The following is a 22,088-nucleotide window of genomic DNA, read 5'->3' as shown; positions in this document are numbered from 1 at the left end:
CGGCCTGCCACTCAAAACCCGCAGACGACCACTCACCCACCAAACACCTATCAGCGTTCACCTGCCTTCGACGAAGGCAACGGCTCCGCGTTCGCATGAGCAGAACGCGCCAAGCCCGTCGCCCAAGGGATCAAAACCCTCAGCGCCTTCCCGAATGCACCATCCAGCGCTGCGACAGCGTCCGATGCGTCCGGCGCTGTTAGACCTGCCATCTCATGGATAACTCGCGATCCTAGAACCTTGCCGTCACTCGAAACGAGATTGGCGGAGATGTCGACATCGGCCTTGAGATCCGGTCCGGCGAGTATCGCGAAGGTCCGAATATCCAGGACCAACTGCAGGTCACTTTCCAACGCGTCTATCGGCCGGGTCACAGACCGAAAGCACTTCGTATTCTCAAGACTTTCGATGACCTTGGCCTGAACAATAGCCGGAATAGCGTCCGCTAGCTCTCCATTGTCGAACGCATGAGGATCGGACAAAGCCCCCTTCACGGGAATCTTATTGTTGCTAAGGGACATCAACGCACTCGGATCAGGAACGACAAGCTGCTTGTCGATCGTCTGTGTGCAGGGCGGCAGGTCACGTACACCAGTCAAACTGTAGACGGGGACAGGCGGCTTACCAGCCGTGCCACCCGTCATCCGCTCCAACCCCGCCAATATCCCATCAACCTTGTCGGAGTTTCGCGCCAAAGCCTGCGAGAACGTGCTGATATTACTGATAGCGTCGTGCAGAGGCGCCGAATTGTCAGAAAGAATTTTGTCAAGGTTCGACAAGGTGTCGCGTGCCGACTGAGTCAGCGTCTCACCGACGTTGGGCGCCGCCAGAAGAAGTGGTGTCTTACCATCAGACGCCGTCAAGACTGAAGCTTCAGCGCTCCCCCCGGAAAGAGCAACCACAGGCGCTCCCGTCAATCCTTGAAAGTCGATACCGACCGTGGTGTCGCGCTTAACCGGTGTGAACGGATCAACAGCGATCGTTGCCATAACCTGCTTAGGTTGTTTGGGGTCGAGATCGAGAGACGTCACTTCACCAACCCGTATGCCATTGAACAGAACATTCGAACCGACGAGCAAACCTGAAACCGGACTTTCAAAGCGAATTTGGTAGGTCGCTCGTTGTCGAATGCCACCTGCACCCTGCAGCCAATACACGAAACCAAATCCAGCAATGATCACACCGAGTGCGAACAAACCGATCAGCGCGTATCGTGCTCTTGTTTCCATTTTCAGATCTCAACTGGCTGCATCGGAGACATGACTGCCAAGCTCACGCGTCCGACGTCCACGGAAGTAAGACTTCACCCAGGGATGCGGCGATTCCAAAATGCTCTGGATCGACCCCGACGCCACGACCTTGCCGTCAGCAATGACACCAACACGGTCACAAACCGTATAGAGGCTGTCGAGATCATGGGTGATCATAAAAACGGTAAGCCCTAGCGTCTTCTGAAGCGTTCGGATCAGACTGTCGAAATCTCCAGCAGAGATGGGGTCGAGACCCGACGTCGGCTCATCGAGAAATACAAGTTCAGGGTCCATAGCAAGGGCGCGCGCCAACGCGGCACGCTTGATCATCCCCCCCGAAAGCTCGGAAGGGAGCTTGTCGTGATCGGTGGACTTGAGCCCCACCATTTCGAGCTTCACCCGCGCGATGTCATTCAACATGTCAGGCGTGAGATTCAGATACTCGCGCATGGGAAACTGAACGTTCTGACGAACGCTCAAAGAGGAGAACAGCGCACCCTGCTGAAACAGAACCCCCCATCGTCGATTGATGGCTCGACGCTGGGTTTCCGTTGCCCCATTCAAGCGTACGCCCAAAACTTCAATCGTTCCCTGCCGCGCGTATAAAAGACCAATGATCGTTCGCAATAAGACAGACTTTCCGCTGCCCGAACCGCCCACCAGTCCATAAATCTCACCGCGGTTCACATCCAAGTCTACGTGATCAAGGACGGTGCGATCACCGAAGCCCACCACAAGATCCCGTATCCTGATGATTGGATCCATGCGCTTGGCTCACATATCGATTGACGCAAAGAAGATGGCAAAAAGCCCATCAAGCACGATGACCAAGAAGATGGCCTTCACAACAGAGGCCGTAGTCTGCAATCCTAGCGATTCCGCACTGCCTTTAACCTGAAGGCCTTGAGCGCACGCCACAATCCCTATGACCAGTGCCATGAACGGCGCTTTGATCATTCCAACCTTGAAGTGCGTAACCGAGATTGCCTCCTTGAGCCGCGTAAGAAAAATTTCGGGGCTCATTCCGCCGTAGAGCCACGCCACCAACTGCGCGCCGTACAGTGCCGACATCGAACCGAGAAAGGTCAGGATCGGCAGCGCAATGACCAACGCAACGACACGCGGCAGAACCAACACCTCGACCGGATCGAGCCCCATAGTCTCTAGGGCATCGATTTCCTCACGCATCTTCATCGAGCCAAGCTCAGCTGTGTAGGAGCTTCCCGAACGCCCTGCGACCATGATCGCAACAATCAGAACGCCGATCTCACGCAACACAAGAATGCCGACCATGTCCACGACGTAGACGTCGGCACCGAACTTGCGAAAGTGAAAGATCCCCTGTTGGGCGATAATCCCGCCAATAAGAAATGTTATAAGAAGTATGATTGGCACAGCTTGCCAACCCACGCGATCAAGATGATGAACGGCAGACGTCAATCGAAAACGCAATGGATGCAAAACAATGCGCCACACCGATGCACAGATCGCGCCAAGCATCGCAGCAAGCGCGACGAGGTCACTCCAGATTCCCGTTATGGCTCTTCCGACATTTGACAGGTAGTCGACGAGGGCGTTGCCGCGAACATTGACGGCCTGCGGCGCCACTATGGAACTGTCTACCTCTTCAAAAAGAGGGCGAAGGCGCTCAGCGAGGCCATTGACTGGGATATTCTTTTCAAGCCTACCACCCTGGTGCCGCAACCGCTCTAGAAAGACGGCGCCAAAGGTGTCGAGTTCCGCGACCGCGTTCAGGTCCAAAGCGGAAAGTGGTTCCTCAGCAATCCGGGCCGAGGCTCCTTCAACAAGGTCTTCAAGAGCATCGGCGTACGCGGCGGTCCAGTTGCCTGCCGCGACAAACACCACGCGTCCTTCCCGTCGCGAAAAGGTTAGGGTCGGAGAACTGCTCGATACCAGCGCAGAGTCCATGCGCGCTCTATTCCGTGTACAAGATATGCGGACGACGAATGATCTTATCGCTAGACAGCGCAGCGCCCTAGGTGGGGCGAGAGTAACATTAAAAAAGCGCCGTAATCTGCTCACGTCTTCGTGCGGCCAACCTAGGACCCGGCCTCGACGTAGAGGTCCTCCCCCTATCGGCTGACACGCGCCTGGCTCCTAGGATGCAGAAGCAGTCGCCGAACTGTTCCTGCGGCTGTACAGTCAGCCCAAAGAATCATGGACGGTCGAGCAAACGTTCACCCCGTCGCTCTGAGGATCATGAGTGGTGACTTCACAGATGTTGATGCGCGTCGCGCCCTTAGTGTTCGTGGTTCTCTGGTCGACCGGTTTCATCGGCTCTCGGCTTGGCGCGCCGGACGCAGAGCCGTTCACATTCCTCTCGCTTCGATTCTTGCTCGTGCTGGGATTATTGCTGCCCGTTGCACTATTTTTTCAGCAGCGAGCTGGCGGCTGGCACGAACGCGGGCACGCAATCGTCGTAGGCGCCCTCATACACGGCTTCTACCTCGGCGGAGTATTCTGGGCCATCCATCGGGAAATGCCTGCCGGGGTTGCCGCCCTCATCGTATCGCTACAGCCCATTATGACCTCGGTTCTTGCTGGGCCACTGCTCGGCGAACGTGTTTCGGCACAGAACTGGTTCGGTCTGGCGATCGGTCTTGTCGGGGCGATCCTAATCCTCGCCCCAAAGTTTGATCTCGCAACTTCTGCGGGCACGGGCATCAACGGTTACACGATCCTGGCGAGCGTGATTGCCCTCTGTGCCATCACCATGGGAACGCTCTACCAAAAGCGTTTCGCTACGCGCATCGATCTTTTGGTCGGTGCCGTGTGGCAGTACATCGGAGCCCTTATCATCGTTAGCGCTGGCGCGCTGTTATTCGAAACGCGCGAAGTGAACTGGACGCCGAACTTCATCTTCGCACTCGCGTGGCTGGTCCTCGTCCTTTCGATCGGGGCCATCTCGCTTTTGATGCTGCTCATCCGCCAAAACGCGGTAGCGACCGTCGCCGGCCTGTTCTACCTCGTACCGGGTGTCACTGCACTCATTGCTCATTTCATGTTCGGCGAAACGCTGGACCTGATGCAAATTTTCGGTCTCGTGCTCGCGACATTCGCTGTCTTGCTGACGACTCTCCGGAAAGAGAATCTCCGCTTCCTGCAACGGCGCCGCCCTGCACCACCTGCCCCCTAGCCGCCGAACACCCGTCAAGCGTAGGCAACCCAGCCACGCCAGGTAAACGCCGCGTAGAAGAGCGTCACGTTCGAAAAGCCCGCCTCGCGCAGAAGCGCCTCGTCCTGCTCCGGGGAGAACAGGGAAAGGCTAGCCTCGACCTTGGAACGTCCCTGCTCCACCTTCTCCGGATCTGCGCCCGAGGCAACCGCATAAGCAGCATATCGCGACAGCCACCGGCCGCGCTCACCATCGCCCTGGGGGAAACTCGAATGCGCAGCGACGAAGGGCGCACCGGGCTTGAGCCTGCGCTGAATCTCGGCCTCTGTACGCCGCCGCTCGTCGGCATCGAGAAAATGCAAAGTCAGCAGGCACGTCGCGGCGTCGAAAGGCCCATCCGGCGCGTCGTCGATATATCCCTGTATCAGATGCACACGCGGTGAATGGTCTTTCAGCATGTGTTCGGCCAGTTTCAGCATCTCTGCCGACGGATCGACCCCGACGAATGACCAACCCGGCTGTTCCTCAGCCAGTGCTTTGATCTCAAGACCACCCCCAGCACCAAGGACGAGCACACGCGCATCCGCGGGAGCCTTCTCCGCAAGCATGATCCCGGTCATGCGATGAAGGGAGCTGTAGCCCGGCACAAAACGCGGCGGCCCTTCTGCGTATGTCGCCACATGCTCCGGATCGGAGAACGTTTCCAGTATCGCTTTAACGGAATCGTCGGCTCGCATACATGACCTCTCGAGTTCCAAATCATGTAACATTTGATATTACATGATCTGGAAGCGGTCAATGCGATGCAACAGTCGCTCAATTAACCTGACAGGTTTCCTCGTACTTACGGCAGGCATTACCATTGCCCTTATTGCATTGAGCCTGCCAGGTTTTGCAGCCCGGCTTCTTCCACGGCGCGACTTCAAAGCCCTGCTTATCCTGCGGCCAGACGCATTTGCCATTCCGCAGCTGGTAGCCTTTCTTGCAATAGCAATCACCCTCCGCACTGCGATAAGCGTTCTTTCCGCAATTCTGGAGCAGCACACACTCACCGTTCCGGAGTTTGTAGTTCTTGCCGCACACGAGGGGCTTCTTCTTTGCCTCCGTCGGCTTGGCTCTTGGCGGTGTTGAAGGCTTTGGGTTATCCGCATCGAGACGGAACAACTCTACCGTGGCCGGCTCGGCTGCAGGCAGGAAGATCTGCAGACAGTCTCCCGGACCGGTGGCGACCATCCAGGGATGAGTGCGATACGTATCGAACGTAATTTGCTCGCCGGGGTTCAGGCCGCCGTAGTCCTGCAGATTGCCCTCGAAGTCGATCCACAGGAAGGCGCGATACATCCCGGACTTGTTGACGAATGTGATCTTGGTTGGCTCGCTGGAGCTTTGCGAGCGCAACTCCGCGCGCTCAGAACATTGGCGTTCGGACGCTTTACCTGACGACACGACGGGGACGGCGGCAGGTTCCGATTGCCCGCCCGCCTTCTTCAAATAAGCGCGCGCCATATCGGCGTAGAAGCCGGTCGGATAGCTTGCTAGGAACGCGTTCCAGGCATCTGCCGTGCCAAGCTCCTTTGCGACTTCGAATGCTTCTTTCGCGGCAACGGCGTCCGCATCCTGCGCAAACGCCGAACCGCGACCCAAATCCTGGCCTGCGCTCCAGGGCTGAGAAACCATTGCTGAAAAAAACAGCAGGAACAAAACAGAACGCGAGAAAAACCACTGCATTATTGAATATCCTGACTATGGCCACGCCATATGTGACCATAGTCAGCATAAGAACGATCAACAACGCGGTGGTGTCTCCACAGCATCGTCGACGAACTCATTTTCGCAAAAAATTCCCGAAAGGGGTGCCTTCAATCCGTTCGCACGTTCGTTGCTGATCAGGACGCGCTTGCTTCCTGCCCTGCAATCTTGTCCTGCGTCTTCGTATTGAAGTCATCAGCATCGTGCCGCTCGTGGAGCTGGCTCGACAGGCTTCCGGAGATGCGGTTGACCTTACGTCCGCGCGTCACGGCCGGGCGCTCAAGGATTGCATCAGCCCAACGCATCACGTTTTTGTACTCATGGACCGATAAGAACTCGGCTCCATCGTAGAGCCAGCCCTTCACAAGTCCGCCGTACCAAGGAAACACCGCGATATCGGCAATCGTATAATTGTCGCCGGCAAGGTACGGGCTTTCGCCGAGGCGGCGGTCGAGCACGTCCAGCTGACGTTTCGTTTCCATGGCGAAGCGGTCGATGGCGTACTCAATCTTGATGGGTGCATACGCGTAAAAGTGACCGAAGCCGCCGCCAAGATAAGGCGCGCTCCCCATCTGCCAGAACAGCCAGGACAGGCATTCCGTTCGCTCGCGCAGCTCTGTCGGTAAAAACGCACCGAACTTCTCCGCGAGATAAAGCAAGATGGCACCGGACTCGAAAACACGAATAGGCTCCGGACCCGAGCGATCCATCAACGCGGGAATTTTCGAGTTCGGATTGACCTCAACGAACCCGCTTCCAAATTGGTCACCGTCACCAATCCGAATAAGCCACGCATCATATTCAGCGCCGCTGTGGCCAAGCGCGAGCAACTCCTCCAGCATGATCGTGATCTTTTGACCGTTCGGCGTCGCCTGCGAATAGAGCTGGAGCGGATGTCGCCCGACAGGCAGCGCCTTCTCATGTGTGGGTCCAGCGATCGGCCGATTGGTGCTTGCGAACTTGCCGCCATTTGGCTTGTTCCAGGTCCAGACCTTCGGAGGTACATATTCGGGAGCGTTTGCCATGGTTCGCTTCTTGTGTGCTGCCTGTAGCTTGTGTTTTAGTTCTATCGTTCTAAAATGCAATGCAACGAGCCTTCTGACAAGACTCTGATAGCGCAAATGTGAGCAGGCGACGAAATGGCAAGACCGCGACAGTTTGACGAAGAGGCTGTCCTCGACGCGGCAATCGAATGTTTCTGGAGCCGGGGCTATGAAGCAACCTCGGTCCGCGATCTGATCGAGACCACGGGCTTGACCGGCGCAAGCCTTTACAATGCCTTCGGCGACAAGCGCGCGCTCTATCAAAGGGCGCTCGACTACTACATCGAGGAGAGCATCGCAAACCGGATACAGCGTTGTGAAGCTCTCCCACCACGCGAAGCGATCGGCGCATTCTTCGAAGAAATATTGAAACGCTCGCTGAACGACCGTCAGCACAAGGGATGCATGGTGGTAAACGCGGCCCTCGAAGTCGCCCCACACGATCCGGAATTCCGCAAAGTCGTCGCCACAGCCATGAAACGCGTCGAAACCTTCTTTCTCGACTGCGTGAAAGCCGGCCAAGAAAGCGGCACGATTACACGGTCAAGCGAGGCCGAAGATCTCGCAAGGCACCTCCTCGGCGTCCTGATGGGCATCCGCGTTCTCGCCCGCGCCCGCCCCGAACGCGCCCTCCTCGAAGGCGTCCTAGCCCCAACCCTCGCGTTGTTGGATTCCCGCGACTGAAGCTGAGGGACCTCCCGTCATTGCTCGGCCGCCCGAGGGGCGACCATTACCCCGGTGTTGTAACGACCAACGGGCCGTTTCGCGTCACGACGATGGTGTGTTCGTACTGAACTGTCGGGGCCTGGGGATTGCTGTAAAGCGTCCAGTCATCATGACCGTCTTCGGCCCATTCGGCACCCAAGGACAGGAACGGCTCGACCGTGAACACAAGCCCGTCACCCATGATACGACGCTCGGAAGGGTTCGGCCACGTTGCGATCTCCGTCGGCTCTTCATGCAACGACAGGCCGACGCCGTGGCTCGCAAGGTTCCTCACGAGGGTGTACCGGTTCTTGCGTGCAAAATTGCCAATGGCTTGCCCAATCCCAGCGATCGGTTTGCCGGTTCCCACCTGCCGCAACCCCGTCCACATGGCCCGTCGCCCGTCTCGGCACAGACGTTCAATTGAGCGCGTAACGGGCGGCACGGCAAAGGAGGCACCGGTGTCTGCATAGAAGCCGCCCTTTTCAGCGGAAACGTCTATGTTGACGAGATCACCTTCCGCGATACGGCGCGGCCCCGGGATACCGTGGGCGATCTCCTCGTTCACGCTGATGCAGGTCGCTCCCGGAAATGCGTAGTCGAGTTCCGGAGCTGACCGTGCACCCTCAACGTCCAACAGACGACGGCCAATTTGATCAAGCTCAGCCGTCGTCATGCCTGGCTCGATAGCCTTCCCCATGGCCTCAAGGGTATTGGCGACGATCCGTCCAATCTCCTTGAGCCGCGCCAAGCTGTCGTCGTCTGAAATGGTCAAGTCTGTAGTCCTATGAGCGTACGCAAGATATCTCCCCGCACAAAACGTCGAAGATTCCCGACGAAATCCAAGCTCACCGATCGCAAATCGTACTAAAGTTCTGACGAGAACGTAGCGATCGAGGATGAGGGAGCAATGGTCGGACTTGGATGGTTCCTCTTTGCATTAGGCTGGCTGGCAATAGTGTCAGTACTCGCCTTAATTTTTGTTGCTGTCCTCAACGCATATGGCTACCTGCTTAAAGATCACTGGATACAGATTAAGATCACTCCAATGATCGGCATTCTTATCTTTGGAGCGCTTCTAGTGCTTATAGGTAGCATACTCAGCCGCAATCCAAGCTGAGCTACGGCCTTATGCGCTGCCTATCGTGATACCGATGCGTGTCGTGCTGACGGGAGCTAAAGCGGGAAGATTTGGTGCGGACGGCGGGAGTCGAACCCGCACGGCGGTTAAGCCTCAGGATTTTAAGTCCTGTGTGTCTACCAGTTCCACCACGTCCGCTAAGCTCGGCACGCAAAGCCGAAGCGTTATCCGATACTCATCCTGCGCCACCGACACAAGAGTGTCCGCGAGAGCCGCGCAAACTATACCGTTGACTTACGTTCGTCGACATCCTTCGTGCCGCCATAAAGCACCGCCGCGCGCAACAGCAGATAAAGCAGCGTCGCGTTGAGCACGTGCCACATGAAATGCGTCCCCACCCGTCCGTAGCCTTGCAGATACGTCGAAGCGCAAAGCGAGCGATCCACCGACCTCAAAGTGAGGGAAAGGGCGAAAACGACACCGCCGAAAAAGATCGGCCGCCAAGCTGGATGACGCTTCCAGGCCAAAGCCAGACCAAGTCCCAGCAACGCCACGAGAGCCGGCAGATACCCCACCGAAGCGCTCCAACACGGACCGTTGCCACACCGTAGCGTCAGCGTCTGCCAGATAATCCCGGCAAACAGCGCCATGCCCAGCAGAGACAAGAACCAGTTCAACCGGAAAAAGCGATTCAGAACGTAGCCGAAGTAGAGCAGCATAAAGAGGCCGATCGGCGCGGTATCGGAGATCGCAGACCAGCGGTTCGCCAGCGTGTGGAACAGAAAACTTCCTGTTCCGATGACGAACACAAGAACGATCAGCACCAGATCGACAATGCGGTGCTGTCCACCGGCCCCACGGAGCCACAGAAAGAGCGCCGCTAAAGCCGCCACATAGAACGCACCATTCGTGACGGCATTAATGGGCTCAGCCCAGAACTGCGCGTCAGTTCCGCGCTCACAATACGAAAAGATCGACTGATGCCAATGTCCCGGCGGGACCGCATCATCAAGCGCGCGCGCAAGTGTCTCGATCGCGTCCATATCCGGTTCTTCGCTTGCCCCTCACTTCGCACCTACGGCTGCGGCCGGCAAAGAGCTGCCGCAGCCGAGGTTTCGTAGGCTAGTTCGCTTTCGGCGGCACTGCGACGCGAAGTGAAAGCTCACGGAGTTGCTTGGCATCCACGTCGCCCGGAGCGCCCATCAACAGATCTTGCGCCTGCTGGTTCATTGGGAACAACGAGACTTCACGCAGGTTCTTCGCGTCAACCAATAGCATCACCATGCGATCGACACCCGCGGCCATGCCACCGTGCGGAGGCGCACCGTACTGGAACGCACGATAAAGACCGCCGAACCGCTGCTCGACGACTTCCGGCCCCAGCCCCGCGATGGAGAACGCCTTGACCATCGCCGCAGGCAGATGGTTGCGGATGCCGCCGGACGCGATCTCAAAGCCGTTGCAGACGATGTCGTACTGATAAGCCTTGAGCGCCAGCAGATCCTCGTCCGAGGTCGCCGCTTCCAGCGCCGCCAATCCACCCTGAGGCATCGAAAACGGGTTGTGCGAAAACTCGATCCGCTTTTCGTCTTCGTTCCACTCGTACATCGGGAAATCGACGATCCAGGCAAGGGCAAAGCGATCCTCATCGATCAGCTTCAACTCCTGACCGATCCGGTCTCTGGCTGCGCCCGCGAACTTGTAGAACTTCGACGGCGTGCCGGCAGCGAAAAACACCGCATCACCCGACTTCAAACCAAGCTGCATGCGAATGGCTTCCGACCGTTCCGGTCCAATGTTCTTGCCGATCGGCCCGGCCGCTTCCTCGTCACGGTAGAAGATGTAGCCAAGGCCGGGTTGACCCTCGCCTTGCGCCCACGAATTCATCCGGTCACAGAACGCACGCGAGCCGCCCGTCGGCGCCGGAATAGCCCAAACGCGAACCTTCGGATCCTTCTCGATCATCCCCGCGAAGACTTTGAAACCAGAACCGCGGAAATGCTCCGTCACGTCCTGCATCTCGATCGGATTGCGCAAGTCGGGCTTGTCACTGCCGTATTTGGCGATGGCGTCGTCGTACGCGATCCTCGGGAATGTCTCAGTGACCTTACGACCCTCAGCGAATTCCTCGAACACACCGCGGATGATCGGCTCCATCGTGGAGAAGATTTCTTCTTGCTCAACGAAGCTCATCTCGACGTCGAGCTGATAGAACTCGCCTGGGAGCCGGTCCGCGCGCGGGTCTTCATCGCGGAAACAGGGCGCAATCTGGAAATACCGGTCGAAGCCCGAAACCATCAACAGCTGCTTGTAGATCTGCGGCGCCTGCGGAAGCGCGTAGAACTTGCCGACATGGAGACGCGACGGCACCAGGAAGTCGCGCGCCCCTTCCGGCGAAGAGGCTGTCAAAATAGGCGTTGAGAACTCGAAGAAACCGGCATCTTCCATGCGCCGCCGCATCGACTTGATGACAGCAAGACGGCGCATGATGTTTTCATGCAACGTCTCGCGGCGCAGATCGAGGAAGCGGTACTGCAAACGCAGGTCTTCGGGATAGTCCGGCTCACCGAAAACCGGCACCGGAAGCTCCTTGGCTGCCGACAAAACTTCGATCTCGGTCGCATAAAGCTCGATCTCGCCGGTCGGTAGCTCGGCATTGACGGTTCCCTCTGGCCGTGCCCGCACGCGGGCGTCCACCCGAATAACCCATTCAGAGCGAACTGATTCGGCAACCTTGAACGCTGCGCTGTCAGGATCGGCGACAACCTGCGTAAGCCCGTAGTGGTCACGCAAATCGATGAACAGCACGCCGCCGTGGTCGCGTACGCGGTGAACCCAGCCCGAAAGCCGCACATCAGCCCCGATATCGGCGGCACGCAACGCGCCGCATGTATGCGTACGATAGCGATGTGTCATCGCTTGAAATTCCTCTAACTTGGTGGAATCCGCCTCAGCCTCTGAGGCGGCCTTGAACCCGGACCGCGACATGGTGTGTCGACACATGAAATCCGGCGCGGAACAGCGCATGTAGGTGGCCGAAAGTCAAGGCCGATGGAGGCTCTTAACTGAAACCCATCCCCGTGGGAAAATAACGCGTTCAGCCCGCGACAAACCGATTTCCTTGGTATATATGCCACATTGCATGAAACTCATCACGACGCCCTCCGCCCTTCACGAACTCTGCCACACGCTCTCGTCCGCCGATTTCATCACGGTCGACACGGAATTTATGCGTGAACAGACCTATTGGCCCAAGCTGTGCCTGATTCAGGTCGCCAGCGACGATGTCGAGGCGATCATTGATCCGTTGGCGCCGGACTTGGATCTGACGCCGCTCTGGTCGCTTATGACCGACAGCAAGATCATGAAGGTTTTTCATGCGGCGCGTCAGGACATCGAGATTGTCCACATCGCGGCTGGCCGCGTGCCGAGCCCTGTGTTTGATACGCAGGTCGCTGCCATGGTCTGTGGCTTCGGAGAATCAATCAGCTACATCAACCTGACCAAGAAGATTACCGGCGCTGACCTCGACAAATCCTCGCGCTTCACCGATTGGTCTCGACGGCCACTCAGCGAAAAACAGCTTAACTACGCGCTTGGAGACGTCACGCACCTGCGGGATATCTATCGGCATCTGAAAAACGAGCTTGAGACGACAGGCAGGGCGTCTTGGCTGGATGAGGAAATGGGGACCCTCACCGCTTCCGAAACCTATGAGCAGAACCCGGAAACCGCTTGGCGGCGCCTAAAACTCAAGGTCCGTAACCGCAAGGCCCTGGGCGTGTTGATGGAGCTTGCCGCGTGGCGCGAAACCGCGGCCCAAAACCAGGACGTTCCCCGCCAACGGATTATGCGCGATGACGCGCTTTACGATATCGCCAACCAATCGCCGACGTCGGTAGAACAACTCTCGGGATTGCGCTCACTCTCCGATGGGTTCGCGCGATCGGCCCGCGCCAAGGAGATCGTCGCAGCCGTTCGTCGCGGCCTCGATCGCGATCCGTCGACCGTACCGCCACTAAGTCAGGGGCAACCCCTGTCGGCGGAAGCGACGGCCACACTCGAACTCCTAAAAGTTCTATTGAAATCGGCTGCTGCGCGTCATCGCGTGGCCCCACGCCTCATCGCAGATGCCAGCGACCTGGAACGACTTGCGCGCGAAAACGAGCCTGACGTAGCGGCGTTGACGGGCTGGCGTCGTCAGCTTTTCGGTGAAGACGCCCTGCGATTGAAGAACGGCGAACTGGCTCTAACCCTGAAGGCCGGAGACGTGCGCATCGTGACCACCAACGATATCCGCGTTGAAACCTGACACCACCGGTGTATTAGCGCGGCCCTGGATCGTAGCGATGCTTCTGCCGCCAGACCGTGAAGAAATAGCTTAGCTCGTCATCGATCTCATTCGGGAGCACGATGCGTACCGTCACCATTTGATCGCCCGTATGACCGGTCTGACGGTTCTTTACACCCTTCCCCTTGAGACGAAATACCCGTCCGCCTGACGTACCCTTAGGCAACGTGAGCTGAACGCGGCCATTAATGGTGGCGACTTCGATTTTGCCCCCCAAAACAGCCTCGTCGATCGTAATCGGAACGTCGATGTGAATATCATCGTCAACACGCCGGAATCGTGTGTGCGGCCGAACCTTGATTTCCACCAGCGCGTCGCCCGGCTGACCGCCCCCAAGGCCTGGACCGCCTTTGCCCTTTAGGCGCAGAACCTGGCCATCGTGAACCCCTTCAGGCACCGTCAGATCCAGGACGCCGCCCTCCGGCATAGTTACTCGCTTTTTGACGCCGGTTATCGCCTCGACGAACTCGACATCAAGGGTATAGCGAACATCGGCACCACGCTTGGTAAAGCCGCCACCAGCGCCGGCATTACGGCGTCCGGAAAACATCTCGTCAAAAATGTCACCGAAACCAAACCCGCCAGCGAACCCGGACCCAGCGCTCGCACCTTGCGCCCCGCTGTATTGCGGATGCTGAAACCCGCGCCGAGGCTCGCCCTGTGCATTGATTTGTCCGGTATCATATAGCTTCCGCTTTGGCGGGTCCCCGAGGATTTCATAGGCAGCCGAGACCTGCCGGAAACGGTCGGACGCCGTCTGATCCTGTGGATTAAGGTCGGGATGCAGCTCTTTCGCGAGCTTGCGGAAGGCACGGCGAATATCCTCGTCCGAAGCGTTCCTTTCAACGCCCAGAACCTCATACGGATCTATCACCGTCATCTAACGTGCCCCGAAACGATCAAGTCGGCATTGCCTCAATGTAACAACAATTGTGGCGGACCTGCGCTTAACATCTACCAGCGAGCCGCAATGCAATCAGTCCACACACATTTTTGAGGCTAGACGATACGCACTTCTGGCTTACGCGCGACAAGTTCGGCCAAAGTCGCAAACCGCCGACGCAACCGCTCGCCATCAAGAGCAGCTCGCGCACGCGGAATTGACAGGACCAAAGAGTCGCCGTTGTACGACAGAGGCGTATGACAAACAATTCCCGGCATGCCCGCCGACATCATATGTGCAACGCGAATTGCCGCGCCTAGCACCCGGGCGCGCAAAAGCGAACGCCGGCTGGCGGCAGCTTTGAGCCGTCCGGACAGTTGATCGTTCCCCCCGGTTGATTGCCCTGCGTGCCGGAAATAAACGGCAAGTGCCAGGAAAATACGCCCTGGATGATCGATGCCGCTCAACGCAGCATGCGCCACCACGTTGAGGCTCTGTTCTCCGCGATAATCGGGATGCGCACGCCAACCGATGTCCGACAAGAGGCATGCGGCACAGCGTAAGCGGCGTTCCTCAGGTGTTTCATCAAAACCCGGTCCCTCGAATAGCGGGTCCGTCCAGCTGCAAAGCTCCTGTGCATGCTCCGCCGAGCGGGAGCGCAATTTCGCGTAGTCCTGGCAAAAACTCAGAAGCGGGTCTCGGGCCATCTCCGCTGCCGACAGAAGATTGTAGATGTAGCCCTCACGCACGCCGAAAACGGAGATCTGTACCTTTTGTGGAGCCAGCCGCACTAAGAGGCGCTCAAGAACAGCCGCCCCCATGGGAAGCACCTCACGCCGCGCTTTGGCCACCTCTGAAATGCCGCGCAGACTGGTGAGTTTCTTCGCCTTGCGGATCATCCCGGCGTAGTCGATCAGTTCCTGGGTGGGGACCACATAGCCGTGCATGACATGGAGGGGATAATCGATCTGCGCCATATGCATGGCAGCAATCGCGCGCCAGGTGCCGCCCACCGCATAGAATGTACGGTCCCGACCCTCCGGGAGCCAGTCGACACGATCGAGCTGTTCATCGATCAGACTCATGGCCTTGTCGATTTTGTTGCCCGTTGCGTCGATCAAACGCAGACCGCCGAGCGGTAATGTCGTCGCTCGGCGAAAGTCATTATCTCGCAGATCGATAAGTTCGAGGCTGCCACCACCCAGGTCGCCAACGATGCCATCAGGGTTGGAAATCCCCATGACGATACCCTGAGCGGCAAGCCGTGCTTCTTCTTCACCTGTAAGCACGCGAATAGGCGCGCCACATACGCTTTCACCCTCGTCGATAAATGCAGCGCCATTTTCCGCTTCACGAGCTGCAGCCGTAGCAAACACCTGCAACGACTTGACCTTGAGAACGTCGGCAAGCGCGCGGAATCGCGCAAGGGCCCGGATAGCACGTTGGACAGCCTCGTCACCTAACCGACCCGTCGTCGCAACATTCCGTCCAAGACCGCACAGCACCTTCTCGTTGAACATCACGACTGGTGCGCGTGAAGCCCCCTCATAGACAACCAGCCGAACGGAGTTCGAACCGATATCGATCACAGCGAGAGGGGATAGATTCGAAGACCGACGCCGATCCTCGAACAACTGCTTCACCAGCGTCACGCGTCTCCCCCCACTTCAGCCGCCTTTGCCACACCGCTAAAGCGACGCGGGAAGTGCTTCTGCAGAGCCTCTCCCCGCCCGGAAAGACTTGGATTCGTCATGAAATACTCATGCGCGTTGAAGGGTTCCTCTCCGCGTTCCGGCATTATGCGCTGCGACGAGCCATCAGGCAGGATGCGCCAGCTCTGCTGATTATCCTTGAGGTTGGCAACCATAATTTGATTGAGCACCTGCTCATGGACTGTCGCGTTGATAATCGGGGTCAATGCCTCAACCCGCCGATCCAAATTGCGCGGCATGAGATCCGCGGAGCTGATGTAGACGGCGGCTTGTGGCGATGGCAACCCCTTGCCTCGTCCGAAGCAATAGATTCGCGCGTGCTCCAGGAACCGGCCAACCATGCTCTTCGCGCGAATTCGCTCCGACAGCCCTGGCACCCCCGGACGAAGACAGCAGATGCCGCGTACGACCAGATCTATCTCCACGCCTGCTTGGCTCGCCTCATAGAGTTTATCGATGATCTGCGTATCGACCAGCGCGTTCATTTTGAGCCACATAGCCGCAGGCCTGCCGGCCTTGGCATACTCAATCTCCTCTTCGATGTGATCGAGAATGCGGCGCCGAATTCCGTACGGGCTTGCGGCCATGAGTTCCAGCTCACCTGGCTCTCCATAACCGGTCACGAAATTCAGAACACGTGTGACATCGCGCGCAATTTTGGGGTCATCGGTAAAAAGCGAGAGGTCGGTGTAAATTTTCGCGGTTTGTGGATGATAGTTGCCCGTCCCAATGTGCGAATAAGTGACAAGGTCACTGCCTTCCCGCCGCACAATGATGCCCAGCTTGGCGTGGGTCTTGAGCTCAATGAACCCATAGACAACGTGGACGCCCGCCTTTTCGAGATCGCGCGCCCAACGAATGTTCGCCGCCTCGTCGAACCGTGCCTTGAGTTCTACGACAGCGGTAACGGACTTTCCTGCCTCGACAGCATCCTTGAGCGCTTCCACAATTGGACTGTCATTCGATGTCCGGTAAAGCGTCCATTTGATCGCCATCACGTTGGGATCGTTCACAGCCTGTCGTAGGTATTGCACCACGACATCGAACGACTCGTAGGGATGATGAACAACGAAATCTTTCGCCTTGATCGCCGCAAAGATGTTGCCGTCGAACTGGCGGACACGCTCCGGGTAACGGATATTGAACGGCTTGAAGAGCAGATCAGGACGCTCAGGTGTGATGAGCTGTGTCGTATCGGCAAGGCCTAAAAGACCTGACTTCACAAACACCGCATCGTCACTCACGTCGAGTTCCTGGATCACAAGATGCCGCAAATTCTCCGGCATCCCCTGATCGATTTCGAGGCGAATGACATTGCCACGCCGGCGCTGCTTCAGCAGCTCCTCGAAGGTAAGGACCAGATCTTCCGCTTCTTCTTCCAGCTCGATATCGCTATCACGCAAGACACGGAACGCCCCCTGAGACAGGATATTAAATCCTGGGAACAGCGTATCCATGAACATGCCGATCACGGACTCGACCCGGATGAACCGCATCTGATTTGCGTCATCCTTGTCGGTTCGCAGACGAATGAAGCGTGTAAGTTGACTCGATATCGGAACGAGGCCGTTCTGCCGCTTCCCTTTGGTCTTGTGCTCCATCAAGGCAGCTAACGTCAGCCCCTTGTTCGGGATGAAAGGAAACGGGTGCGCCGGATCGACCGCAATCGGCGTGAGCAGCGGGTAGATGTTCGACAAGAACTGATCACGCAGCGCCGTCTCTTCCTGCTCGGTCAGTTCATCAGGTCCCACAATGAAAATGCCGGCTTCTATCAGCTCTGTGTTCAGTCGGCTCCACGTCTCCTGCTTCTTGGCAACGAGATCGTTGACGAATGCATTGATCTGCACAAGCTGCTGCGAAGGCGTCAGTCCATCCTTCGACAAGGAGGTCACGCCATTGATTATCTGGCCGTGGATACCAGCCACACGCACCATGTAAAATTCATCGAGATTTGAAGCGGAAATAGAAAGAAAGCGCAGCCGCTCGAGCAGCGGATGGCGTTCATTGCTCGCTTCCTCCAGCACTCGGCTATTAAACTGAAGCCAGGATAACTCCCGATTGTAATAGCGTGACCTACCCTCAAGTGCGACATCCCCTGACTCAGGTATCACTTGCGGTTCCGGTCTGACGGGAGGCGTTCCTTTGCTAACAGGCATTGTTATCTCCGCTCAGAAAGATCGTCTCTTGAACTGAATATCGAGCATACCCGCCACCTACCGATTGGCCAGGTTCCCCGCGCTCAAAAGCCAGACCAAGCGTCACCACCCGGCCTTCTTACGGCATCGGCTTCTCAATTGGGACTCGGGAGTATTCGACCCGTTTAATCGAAGTGAATATCGGGCCACCCAATTGCCAGCTGGGGAATTTCTAAGCCTCCGGTGGCCGGGCGCGAGGACGAAGTCCCGGCTACTATTTACCGCCGCTTGCCATCTGCTCCAATGCCGTCTGCGCAAGCGGCTTAGTCACCTTCCGATGCATCGCGAGTGCCAATCGATCAATTTCATCGACCACAGCGTTAGCTGCCTGCATCGACCGCTCCATACGTAGCGTCAGGAACTTCACAACGGCCGGTTCGACTGCCAGTTGCCGGTCGGCAAACAATTTTACCAGAACGGCCTGCAAGAGCGAATCGTCAGGAGCCTGTATCTCTGCGATTGGTAAAGCACGTGTCCGCGACCGAAGATCCGGCAGCGCCAACGTTAACTGCCCGGGTGCGACACGCGACGTCATGAGCACCAATCCACGTCCCTGGCGAGCCATGTTGAGCAGATGGAACAGGACTTGCTCGTTGGCAACTCCCCGTTCCAAATCCTCCACCACCAACGCGCCGGCCGTCTCCAGCTTACCAATCGCCTGTTCATTGAGGTCAGATGCAGCAATCAGATCAGAGCTGTGCGACAAGCGAAAGACATTCGCCAAATGGCTCTTTCCAGAGCCTTGTGGGCCAATCAGAAGCAACGCGCTATGCGGCCACGCCTGAGGTTCATCAATGAGTTCGACCGCCGCAGCATTCGACTGGCTGATCAGAAAGTCTTCCCGATCCAGAGCCGAACGATGAGACAAATCCAGAGTCAGTTGGCGCGGAGCGGTCGTCATGGCTTCGTTTGCATAAATCTTAGATCAAGCGAAATGCTGTTCATCAAACAGGCGGATCGCCCGGAGCAGCAGGTGCCTCTCCCGTATATACCGAACTGGCAAGATAGGCTTTCAGCCCATATCGGACGATAACACCCACTGCGGCCGCCAGCGGTACTGCAACAAGCGCCCCGACAATCCCAAATAGATAGCTAAACGCAAATAGGGCGAAGATCAGCCACACCGGATGTAATCCGATCTTTGAACCTACGATATTGGGACTAAGGATGCCGGCGTCGAGCGCTTGACCTGCCAGAAAAACACCGAGGACCAACATCACCGGCAGTGTATCGGGCCAGAACTGCAGCACCGCCAACGTCATCCCAATGAGTGTACCAATCGCCCAGCCGAGCACCGGTACGAACGCCAACACTCCTGTAGCAAAGCCGATAAGCGCCCCGTAGTGCAGGCCGACGGCCCACAAACTGAGCGCATAAAAGCAGCCAAGGATCAGACAAACCGTGCCTTGCCCGCGAATAAACGCACTGACTGCACCGTTGATGTCACGTGCCATCTGACGCAAGGGTGCCGCATGCTCTCGCGGTAACCATCGGTCAACCTCGCCCAGCATACGCTTCCAGTCGACCAGAAGATAAAACACAACAAGCGGCGTGATGAGGACCAACGACAGCACGTTGAAAAGCGCGCGTCCCTGCGTCCACAGCGATTGAGCAACCCAAGATGCAACGCCCTCCCAGTTCTCGGACAAAGAGGTGAGCACCGAGTTGAAAGCCTGAAGGGCTGCAGGAGAATGCGTTCCCAATTTCTCTTGAGCCCACGTTTGGAGAAGGTCCTGCAGCCGTTGCAGCTCGGTCGGTAAAGCATTCGCAAACTGCGTGACATGCTCCACAAGAACCGGCCCGACAAACACAATCACCAGCACAATCGCGATGACGAGAAGCGCGACAATCGCAAGACAGCTGACCACGCGCGGCAAACCAATCCGTTCAAGCGCATCCGCTACCGGATTCAGCCCATAAGCAAACAAAATGCCGAGTACGAAAGGTAGAAGAATCTCTTGCAGAAGTCCGATAAGCAAAACAAGGACCACCGCCGCAATCAGCCAGAACAGAGCTTGCTGCTCAACACGCATTGCCCAAGCCCCCCGTATGCCAGGCTAGAAGTTTAATCCCGCGACATATGCACCAGCCAACTGCGCAGGTACGCTGCCAACGACAGGATGGTCAAAACTGCAGTGACCCACACAAGCCCCTGTCGATAGGCGCCAACATTAAGCATAAAGCCTTCATCCGCCAGCACCAATGCCGCAAGCGCCAATTGCGCAAAGGTTGTCGCTTTGCTGACGGCAAGCGGATCAATCTTGATCGGTTTGTTCAACAGCCACGACACGATGATCGCCAAGAGGATCAACAGATCTCGCGAAACAACCGCCACCACGAGCCAGGACGGCAAATCTCCTCGCACGCCCAAAGCCAGGAAAATGCTGACAATTAAAAGCTTGTCAGCAAGTGGATCGAGATACGCACCAAGTTCCGTCTGCCAATTGAAACGCCGTGCGAGCAGGCCATCAATCCCGTCCGATACACCAGCAATAACGAAGACGACGAACGCCGCTTTGATATAGCCCGCAAGAAGCAGCCAAAACACGACGGGTACCAGAATGGCCCGCATGAGCGTGATCAAATTGGGTATGGTCACGTGTCGGCGGTCCAAAAACAATTGCGATTCATCGATCAGATCCCATCATTGTCGGCGCGCGGCCCTGTAACCGGAATTGTCACCCCGGTTGAACCACCGTGTCGAGACTTATTGAAGTTTAATGCCGCATTTGGCGCAGGCGTAAGCGTGGAAATCAGTAGCTCTTACGCATAACCCACTGTCCACCGTTGTTGGTGAGCGAAATACCCTCACGCGCCAGAGCGTTGGCAAGTTGTTGTCCGCCCCCCGGAAAACGCAGCACAACTTCAGCCCCACGCGCCGAAACCGACCCAACCTGAAAATCCTGCACGCCAGGCCGCCCCGAGATGTTTTGTTGTAGGCGATACCATTCAGCAGCGCTGTTGAAAAGCACCTGAATATGTATCTGCGCCGCAGGACTGGCCATTACATCAAGCCCGCCCATATCGCGTGCCTTTATCGCCTTCCAGCGCCCTTCAAGCACGCCGAGAGATACCACAGCCGCGTACTCCATAGCATACGCCACATCGCCGTCACTGATCCGATAGCTGTGCTTCCATGAGATCGGACCGGCCGCGTCGCGGCCGCTCAACGTCACATGAAGCCGCGCCGCAGCCTGATCGACTTCCGCTTCAGCCACAACAACGCGATCACCGCCATAAGCAGACCCGAGATGACGCATGGCCTCGCCCGCACCATCATTCTTGAGCTGTTGCAGCGTGTTGGTCGGCAGACTGTCGTTCCAGCCCGTCACCCGCAAAGGCGAAACGGTATTGACGATATCTAGCCCAGACCAAACGCTGGCCCAGTTGTTTGCCCCTTGAGCCGGGACACCACCTTGCGAAGGGATAACGATCGGCACCAGCGTAAGAGAAGGCGCCTGTTCATCAACGAATGGAATGCCCTCACGCTGAAGCAGGTCGCGAACGGCGTTGGCAGAAAAGGAAAAATCCAAGGATGCGTAATACTGCGTCGATGAGTTCTGCTCCGAGCGTACCGACATCCCCGAAATGTACTTTGACGACTGCACCGCCTTGACGCGATCCAGCCCAGCATAGGCCGTCACCGGGACAATTCGCTTCAACAACGACTTGAAAGCCGCCGTCTGACCATCCTCGATAGCCAGGCGTTTGGCGGTCACCGCATCCTTGGCCTGCCCCTGCACTGGATAATTCGCAACAGTAAAGACAGGCGATTCGGCCGCCAGAACCCGGTTTACCGGCACGAAAACGACGGCAAGAAGCAGCAAGCTCCGCAGGATTGTGTTCAACTGCCCGCAGTATTTCACGTCGCCTTCTCCCCTCTGCCACGCCTCGAAGCGCCCCAATCGTGCACCCGAATTCTAACTCGACGATTGACGGATCGCGTCGATTAAGCTTCATGCCGTCCAACGTCCGCAAATCGG

General features: G+C 57.3%; 20 protein-coding genes and 1 tRNA gene. 4 read left to right on the top strand and 17 right to left on the bottom strand.

The genetic code is table 11. The features are described 5' to 3' along the window. Nucleotides 1-50 precede the first annotated feature (50 nt). Genes YBN1229_RS17970 through YBN1229_RS17960 form a run of 3 tightly spaced genes read right to left on the bottom strand, consistent with a single transcriptional unit; the run spans nt 51 to nt 3,179 of the window. Nucleotides 51-1,229 (bottom strand): ABC-type transport auxiliary lipoprotein family protein, encoded by a 1,179-nt coding sequence (locus YBN1229_RS17970; RefSeq protein WP_046479535.1) that lies wholly within the window; start codon nt 1,227-1,229, stop codon nt 51-53. Nucleotides 1,230-1,238: 9 nt separating this feature from the next. Beyond that, nucleotides 1,239-2,015, bottom strand: coding sequence for an ABC transporter ATP-binding protein (locus YBN1229_RS17965; protein WP_046479534.1), 777 nt, complete (start codon nt 2,013-2,015; stop codon nt 1,239-1,241). A 9-nt stretch (nt 2,016-2,024) separates the two neighbouring features. Next, a complete protein-coding gene (locus YBN1229_RS17960) occupies nt 2,025-3,179 on the bottom strand; it encodes an MlaE family ABC transporter permease (protein WP_046479533.1) in 1,155 nt (384 codons plus the stop codon). Nucleotides 3,180-3,474: 295 nt separating this feature from the next. On the opposite strand from YBN1229_RS17960, the gene YBN1229_RS17955 reads away from it, so the two are divergent. Next, nucleotides 3,475-4,407 (top strand): DMT family transporter, encoded by a 933-nt coding sequence (locus YBN1229_RS17955; RefSeq protein ID WP_244464963.1) that lies wholly within the window; start codon nt 3,475-3,477, stop codon nt 4,405-4,407. Between the two features lie 14 nt (nt 4,408-4,421). On the opposite strand, the gene YBN1229_RS17950 is transcribed toward YBN1229_RS17955, so the two are convergent. The 3 genes from YBN1229_RS17950 to yghU all read right to left on the bottom strand — a co-directional run bounded on the left by YBN1229_RS17950 (nt 4,422) and on the right by yghU (nt 7,160). Continuing rightward, nucleotides 4,422-5,123, bottom strand: coding sequence for a class I SAM-dependent methyltransferase (locus YBN1229_RS17950; protein WP_046479531.1), 702 nt, complete (start codon nt 5,121-5,123; stop codon nt 4,422-4,424). 79 nt (nt 5,124-5,202) lie between these two features. Continuing rightward, on the bottom strand, nt 5,203-6,114 hold the full coding sequence (locus YBN1229_RS17945; protein WP_046479530.1) for a hypothetical protein: 912 nt from the start codon (nt 6,112-6,114) through the stop codon (nt 5,203-5,205). 158 nt (nt 6,115-6,272) lie between these two features. Further along, a complete protein-coding gene (gene yghU / locus YBN1229_RS17940; protein WP_046479529.1) occupies nt 6,273-7,160 on the bottom strand; it encodes a glutathione-dependent disulfide-bond oxidoreductase in 888 nt (295 codons plus the stop codon). Nucleotides 7,161-7,274: 114 nt separating this feature from the next. On the opposite strand from yghU, the gene YBN1229_RS17935 reads away from it, so the two are divergent. Beyond that, complete coding sequence (locus YBN1229_RS17935; protein WP_046479528.1) at nt 7,275-7,862, top strand: TetR/AcrR family transcriptional regulator; 588 nt, start codon at nt 7,275-7,277, stop codon at nt 7,860-7,862. Nucleotides 7,863-7,908: 46 nt separating this feature from the next. Here the strand turns inward: YBN1229_RS17935 and map are convergent, their stop codons facing one another. Continuing rightward, complete coding sequence (gene map, locus YBN1229_RS17930; protein ID WP_046479527.1) at nt 7,909-8,658, bottom strand: type I methionyl aminopeptidase; 750 nt, start codon at nt 8,656-8,658, stop codon at nt 7,909-7,911. A 135-nt stretch (nt 8,659-8,793) separates the two neighbouring features. Here map and YBN1229_RS17925 point away from each other — a divergent pair, with 135 nt between their 5' ends. After that, nucleotides 8,794-9,003: a hypothetical protein gene (locus YBN1229_RS17925; protein WP_046479526.1), complete on the top strand. Its 210-nt coding sequence runs from the start codon at nt 8,794-8,796 to the stop codon at nt 9,001-9,003. Between the two features lie 72 nt (nt 9,004-9,075). Here YBN1229_RS17925 and YBN1229_RS17920 read toward each other — a convergent pair. From YBN1229_RS17920 to aspS, 3 genes are all read right to left on the bottom strand, one after another. After that, nucleotides 9,076-9,162, bottom strand: a tRNA-Leu gene (locus YBN1229_RS17920). Between the two features lie 83 nt (nt 9,163-9,245). Continuing rightward, nucleotides 9,246-10,007 (bottom strand): ceramidase domain-containing protein, encoded by a 762-nt coding sequence (locus tag YBN1229_RS17915; RefSeq protein WP_046479525.1) that lies wholly within the window; start codon nt 10,005-10,007, stop codon nt 9,246-9,248. Between the two features lie 79 nt (nt 10,008-10,086). Next, nucleotides 10,087-11,880, bottom strand: a complete 1,794-nt coding sequence (aspS, locus tag YBN1229_RS17910; protein ID WP_046480833.1) for an aspartate--tRNA ligase — start codon at nt 11,878-11,880, stop codon at nt 10,087-10,089. 226 nt (nt 11,881-12,106) lie between these two features. Between aspS and rnd the strand changes: the two genes are divergently transcribed. Continuing rightward, nucleotides 12,107-13,276: a ribonuclease D gene (gene rnd / locus YBN1229_RS17905; protein ID WP_046479524.1), complete on the top strand. Its 1,170-nt coding sequence runs from the start codon at nt 12,107-12,109 to the stop codon at nt 13,274-13,276. 13 nt (nt 13,277-13,289) lie between these two features. Here rnd and YBN1229_RS17900 read toward each other — a convergent pair whose 3' ends face one another. The 7 genes from YBN1229_RS17900 to YBN1229_RS17870 form a co-directional block, all read right to left on the bottom strand. Beyond that, the gene (locus YBN1229_RS17900; protein WP_046479523.1) at nt 13,290-14,195 is read right to left on the bottom strand and encodes a DnaJ C-terminal domain-containing protein; all 906 of its coding nucleotides are present in this window, start codon (nt 14,193-14,195) and stop codon (nt 13,290-13,292) included. 119 nt (nt 14,196-14,314) lie between these two features. Continuing rightward, on the bottom strand, nt 14,315-15,850 hold the full coding sequence (locus YBN1229_RS17895) for a Ppx/GppA phosphatase family protein (protein ID WP_046479522.1): 1,536 nt from the start codon (nt 15,848-15,850) through the stop codon (nt 14,315-14,317). Further along, entirely contained in the window at nt 15,847-18,066 is a 2,220-nt protein-coding gene (locus YBN1229_RS17890; RefSeq protein ID WP_082101207.1) for an RNA degradosome polyphosphate kinase, read from the bottom strand. The genes YBN1229_RS17895 and YBN1229_RS17890 overlap by 4 nt, the downstream gene beginning before the upstream one ends. A gap of 253 nt (nt 18,067-18,319) precedes the next feature. Continuing rightward, nucleotides 18,320-19,006: an HdaA/DnaA family protein gene (locus YBN1229_RS17885; RefSeq protein ID WP_046479521.1), complete on the bottom strand. Its 687-nt coding sequence runs from the start codon at nt 19,004-19,006 to the stop codon at nt 18,320-18,322. Between the two features lie 43 nt (nt 19,007-19,049). Further along, nucleotides 19,050-20,138 carry an AI-2E family transporter gene (locus tag YBN1229_RS17880; protein WP_046479520.1) on the bottom strand — a complete coding sequence of 363 codons (1,089 nt, stop codon included), beginning with the start codon at nt 20,136-20,138 and terminating at the stop codon, nt 19,050-19,052. Nucleotides 20,139-20,170: 32 nt separating this feature from the next. Continuing rightward, complete coding sequence (locus tag YBN1229_RS17875; RefSeq protein WP_046479519.1) at nt 20,171-20,704, bottom strand: CDP-alcohol phosphatidyltransferase family protein; 534 nt, start codon at nt 20,702-20,704, stop codon at nt 20,171-20,173. Between the two features lie 154 nt (nt 20,705-20,858). Continuing rightward, complete coding sequence (locus YBN1229_RS17870; protein ID WP_052744068.1) at nt 20,859-21,971, bottom strand: DUF2066 domain-containing protein; 1,113 nt, start codon at nt 21,969-21,971, stop codon at nt 20,859-20,861. Between the last annotated feature and the right edge of the window lie 117 nt (nt 21,972-22,088).

The organism is Candidatus Filomicrobium marinum (assembly GCF_000981545.1).
Taxonomy (GTDB): domain Bacteria; phylum Pseudomonadota; class Alphaproteobacteria; order Rhizobiales; family Hyphomicrobiaceae; genus Filomicrobium; species Filomicrobium insigne.
This window is presented reverse-complemented; position numbering and strand designations above follow the sequence as displayed.

Coding starts and splice junctions, on each gene's coding strand:
- YBN1229_RS17970 (WP_046479535.1), bottom strand. CDS start 1,229: ATGGAAACAAGAGCACGATACGCGCTGATCGGTTTGTTCGCACTCGGT.
- YBN1229_RS17965 (WP_046479534.1), bottom strand. CDS start 2,015: ATGGATCCAATCATCAGGATACGGGATCTTGTGGTGGGCTTCGGTGAT.
- YBN1229_RS17960 (WP_046479533.1), bottom strand. CDS start 3,179: ATGGACTCTGCGCTGGTATCGAGCAGTTCTCCGACCCTAACCTTTTCG.
- YBN1229_RS17950 (WP_046479531.1), bottom strand. CDS start 5,123: ATGCGAGCCGACGATTCCGTTAAAGCGATACTGGAAACGTTCTCCGAT.
- YBN1229_RS17945 (WP_046479530.1), bottom strand. CDS start 6,114: ATGCAGTGGTTTTTCTCGCGTTCTGTTTTGTTCCTGCTGTTTTTTTCA.
- yghU (WP_046479529.1), bottom strand. CDS start 7,160: ATGGCAAACGCTCCCGAATATGTACCTCCGAAGGTCTGGACCTGGAAC.
- YBN1229_RS17935 (WP_046479528.1), top strand. CDS start 7,275: ATGGCAAGACCGCGACAGTTTGACGAAGAGGCTGTCCTCGACGCGGCA.
- YBN1229_RS17925 (WP_046479526.1), top strand. CDS start 8,794: ATGGTCGGACTTGGATGGTTCCTCTTTGCATTAGGCTGGCTGGCAATA.
- YBN1229_RS17915 (WP_046479525.1), bottom strand. CDS start 10,007: ATGGACGCGATCGAGACACTTGCGCGCGCGCTTGATGATGCGGTCCCG.
- aspS (WP_046480833.1), bottom strand. CDS start 11,880: ATGACACATCGCTATCGTACGCATACATGCGGCGCGTTGCGTGCCGCC.
- rnd (WP_046479524.1), top strand. CDS start 12,107: ATGAAACTCATCACGACGCCCTCCGCCCTTCACGAACTCTGCCACACG.
- YBN1229_RS17900 (WP_046479523.1), bottom strand. CDS start 14,195: ATGACGGTGATAGATCCGTATGAGGTTCTGGGCGTTGAAAGGAACGCT.
- YBN1229_RS17890 (WP_082101207.1), bottom strand. CDS start 18,066: ATGCCTGTTAGCAAAGGAACGCCTCCCGTCAGACCGGAACCGCAAGTG.
- YBN1229_RS17885 (WP_046479521.1), bottom strand. CDS start 19,006: ATGACGACCGCTCCGCGCCAACTGACTCTGGATTTGTCTCATCGTTCG.
- YBN1229_RS17880 (WP_046479520.1), bottom strand. CDS start 20,138: ATGCGTGTTGAGCAGCAAGCTCTGTTCTGGCTGATTGCGGCGGTGGTC.